We start from the raw sequence: 4080 nt of genomic DNA on the forward strand, positions 1-4080 counted from the left end.
TCCTGATTCCCCGCATCAGACTAAGGGCGCGCAACCAAGGCTGCAAGAAACGTTCGATGACTCACGAGACGGTCCAACACAAGCATTACATGCATCTGTGGTGTGCGCTAGTTCATCAGGACTAAGGTAGGGTTAGTACCAATTGGTGAAAGGTCAGCTGTGGCAATCGAGCAACTCCAACTACGCGATGGCAGAACGCTGGAGTACTTTGACACTGGATCCGACAATCCCGATGCCATCATCGCTCACCATGGAACTCCCGGGGCCGGACTACCGATGGATTACGAACTTGTTGCCGCGGCCGAACTGGGAATCCGTCTCATCTACCCGACCCGACCCGGTTACGCAAGTTCCTCGAGACAACCGGGGAGAACCGTTGCATCCGTGGCCCATGACATGGCGGAGCTTCTCGACCATCTCGAAATCACTAGGAGCGCCACCTATGGTACTTCAGGAGGAGGACCCCACGCGCTCGCCTGTGGTGCGCTCCTTCCTGATCGAATCGTCGCCGTCGCCTCGGTCTGCGGCATCGGAGCCTACGGGCAGGAAGATCTCGACTTCCTCGCAGGTATGGGCCAAGATAACCTCGACGAATTTGGCTTAGCCCTGAAAGGATCCGATGCCCTTAGCCACTACCTTAATCAGGCGCGAGACGAACTGGTAGCCGCCGATGTTGACGCAATCGTTGCTGGCATGGCTACCCTATTGACCTCGGTCGATGTCGCCGCGGTCCATACGCTAGGTAAGGGCCTTGCCGATGACTTCGCTCACGCATTAAGCGTTGGCGTTGACGGATGGGTTGACGACGATTTAGCCTTCGTTCGACCCTGGGGATTCGATCTCGAGGCGATACGTCAACCGGTGCAAATCTGGCAGGGTGATCAAGATTTGATGGTGCCCACACAGCACTCCAGATGGCTCCAGCGCCACCTTCCGACGGGTGAACTGCGACGACTGCCCGACGAGGGACATCTGTCAACACCACTACATCATTCGGGAACCATCATGGCTTGGCTGGCAAGTCATCTTCATGACCATCAGTGATCGAGTGCCAATGGCTGTTGACGGGCCCTGAACCTGAGAACACCGGCATCACTGACCCTCGTGAGTAGATGAGCGAAAAAGCGAAGCTACGGACCTCCGCTACAGCCGAGGTGCCAACAACCACTCCGCCGTGAGATCGCTCAGCACGGTAAAGCTCAAGTTAACCGAGACCGTTACCGGTCTCTCGCTGTTGAGAAGCAACGCGCTGAGCACTACGAGGTGCGAGCACCTAATTCAGAATCAATCACCTACACCTCTTGGGTGGGCGAAGGCCAGCACTTACGACTTGATGGCTGCCGTGATTCGCTTACCATTGCGGCCAGTTGGCCGGCACCGACCCCGTGGGACTGTTTTGCAACACACCAGCCGGAGCACCAAGCGAAGCAAGGAGCTGTGAGAAATTGTAACCAAAGGCGGTCGAATTCGAACCGTAGAACTGCCCGTAGCTCATCGCCATCGTCTCCCCGAGCGCGCCACCATCAGCCCAGCCAGTCTCAATACCGTCAGGACCGTTGTACAGTGTCCCCAGCACTGTGTTGGGTGTCACGGATTGACCGACACTAACATCAGGGTTGATATCTTCGGCGGCGTAGACCACCAGTCCTGCTGCCGGACCGTTGGTAAGTCGGTAGGTGATGAAGGTGCCTCCCGGCCAACCACCGTTAAAGGTCGACAGCACGACCCCATCACCGATTGCATAGATGGGACCATAGCCGTTGTAGTCAACCCCTTGATCAACGCGCCAAACCTGAAGGTCACCGATCGCACGAATGGGATTTGCATAACCGCTTGGAGCTACCACGGCTTGCGATGGTGCCACCGGTGTGGACCCACCACTTGGTGTGGCACCCGACGCACCCTGGGCTTGCCCAGCTGCCTGCTGTTGAGCAGCCTGCTGAGCTGCGGCTGCTTGCGCAGCTGCTGCCTGAGCGGCGGCAGCCTGTTCGGCTGCGATCTGTTGCGCCTCGATCTGAGCTTGTCTGGCTCGCTCTTGGGCTGCAAGTTGCGCCGCAACCATCTGTTGGATCTGCGAGTTCACACTAGAGAGCTCCGATGAGGCCTGTTGTTGCGCAGTTTGTGCTTTAGCCTCTTGGGTGCTTAACAGACTTAGCAATGAGGCTTGTTGTGACTGATCCGCCTGGAGCTGCGACTCTTGATTGGTCAGCTCTTGTTGGACTGCCTGGTAGGCATTGACGGCCTGCTCCTGTGTGGAGGATGCCGTAGTGATATCTTCCTGCGCCACCGCAGAGGAGTTCGGGTTATCCTGCAGGACGCTGAGCACCTGTGAATCGGTCCCAGCTTGGGCAAAGAGCGAAACTGCCTCGCTCACAATCTCGCCATGCAGCCTCTTTAGCTGCTGGCGCTTTTGGGCAATCGTCGCCTCGACGGCACTTTCCTTCCCCTGCAACTGCTTGATCTGTCCCTCGACCGCGGCATAATGTGAGCTGATGGACTGTACTTGTGCGTCAAGGGCCGCGATCTGCTGGGTGAGAGCGCTCGCTTCCTGCTTCATTGACTGGACAGAGCTTGTGAGCTGAGGGTGGACCTCTGACGCCCCTGATGCTGAGATCAGAACCACAGCTACTGCCGCTCCTCCAACAGCCTGCCAGGCACCACGCCTAAGCCGGTTTCTCATCTGCAAACCCTCCAGATACTCGGTGACTGCCAATATTGGCATTGCCGAATTCGTCTCACGACAGGTTAACACGCCAACGCCCCTAACGCAACCGCCCTGAGACAATCGGCACAATCGATGGCGATCTCAAGACCGTTGACCTTAACGTCAAACTTGAGGTCAAGTGAAGCTTGACTAGTAACGACCAACTTGCCCCAGTAGCCGCGCATGGTCCACCCCATCGCGTCGCCTCATCGCAAATATGTCGATCATCAACCGACTGGTCTAAATTCCCGGGTCGACCGGGCTATGAGCTTCCTATGTGGTTGATAGATACGTCGCGTGCGTAGCTCATCGCCGATCTCTGGTGCCGACACAGGTATAAAAGATCGGGTTACCGTGAGATGCCTCAAGAGGCCGTGTGCCGAGACCCCGCCCGGGTATTGTCTCGGTTTCGTTTAGCCATGCGGTCCAATGACGCGCGGCCTTGATTGTTGACCTTTTGGCTTGCGTTGTTCGGTACATTGATCTGGAATTACACCACCATATGGGCAGCTCGTGAGATCGCCTCATGGGCGAGCGGGTGTCGGTCCGCCACTGAGGCAACATCGGCGAGCGTCGCACCAGGGAGAATCGCTGCTGCAAGCTCTCCGTTCAGTTGGCCTGCTTCTCACCCAACGACCCAAGCTCCCAGCAGCCGATTGGTGTGCAAATCCCAAACAGACGTACTTCGCCAACCGCATCGCTGAGGAGGTGCCCCATTGCTTCATGGCTGAATGCGGCAAAGACTTCAAAGTTCTCAACTCCAGTAGCCCTAAGGTCTGCCCGAGTGGTGCGGACGAATGCCGCCTCGGGAAAGCCGAAGATGGTGGATGGAACTGCATTCGGATTGACACGATCTACTATCTTGTGGGCCAGGATATTGTGTGCGACCGCAAGCGATTCACGCGTCGCGGCATGGAACAGCATCTGCGAACCGGTTGCATCTCCGGCCGCCCAGATCGAATCAATTTTGGTAGTTCCGCCTGTGGTCCAACCCAAAGGTGTTCCACGTCGTCGAGGAGCCCTAGTTCGCTCGCCCCTGTTGGTACGACCGGATGGCGGCCTGTCGCAAGGAGTACCTGTTCGCCGTCGGCATGTCTTTGCTGATGTGCCTGGGTATGGGTCGCCCGATGTTGCTGGTCGATCTCCACTACCCGTGCACCCAATTCAATCCGAATTCTAGGATCGAGATTTTCCACCACCAATTGCACGAAGTCCGGATCCATTCCAGGCAGCAGTTGAGAGTCGGCTTCTAAAGTGTAATGCCCCACCACCTGGAGAATTGGGACGACAAGACCTAAGCATCCCACGATGCGAGAGTGGTAGAGGTTTCGTGAATCGTTCGAGCTAGGCGACCCTCTCGGTTACGGTGACGTCGA

4 protein-coding genes are annotated in these 4080 nt (G+C 57.1%); 1 reads left to right on the plus strand and 3 read right to left on the minus strand.

Annotated features, from left to right (window positions below; all coding sequences use genetic code 11):
* Nucleotides 1-159 precede the first annotated feature (159 nt).
* Complete coding sequence (locus tag MP439_11140) at nt 160-1044, plus strand: alpha/beta hydrolase (GenBank protein MCI2976607.1); 885 nt, start codon at nt 160-162, stop codon at nt 1042-1044.
* A gap of 307 nt (nt 1045-1351) precedes the next feature.
* Here the strand turns inward: MP439_11140 and MP439_11145 are convergent, their stop codons facing one another.
* From MP439_11145 to MP439_11155, 3 genes are all read right to left on the minus strand, one after another.
* Nucleotides 1352-2680, minus strand: a complete 1329-nt coding sequence (locus tag MP439_11145; GenBank protein ID MCI2976608.1) for a hypothetical protein — start codon at nt 2678-2680, stop codon at nt 1352-1354.
* A 65-nt stretch (nt 2681-2745) separates the two neighbouring features.
* Nucleotides 2746-2901, minus strand: coding sequence for a hypothetical protein (locus MP439_11150; GenBank protein ID MCI2976609.1), 156 nt, complete (start codon nt 2899-2901; stop codon nt 2746-2748).
* A 412-nt stretch (nt 2902-3313) separates the two neighbouring features.
* Entirely contained in the window at nt 3314-3700 is a 387-nt protein-coding gene (locus MP439_11155; protein ID MCI2976610.1) for a hypothetical protein, read from the minus strand.
* Nucleotides 3701-4080: the final 380 nt, after the last annotated feature.

It is taken from the genome of Ferrimicrobium sp. (assembly GCA_022690815.1).
GTDB lineage: Bacteria > Actinomycetota > Acidimicrobiia > Acidimicrobiales > Acidimicrobiaceae > Ferrimicrobium.

Excerpts from the sequence above, each read along its gene's own strand:
- MP439_11150 (MCI2976609.1), bottom strand. The coding sequence starts at position 2,901 with ATGGGGTGGACCATGCGCGGCTACTGGGGCAAGTTGGTCGTTACTAGT.
- MP439_11145 (MCI2976608.1), bottom strand. The coding sequence starts at position 2,680 with ATGAGAAACCGGCTTAGGCGTGGTGCCTGGCAGGCTGTTGGAGGAGCG.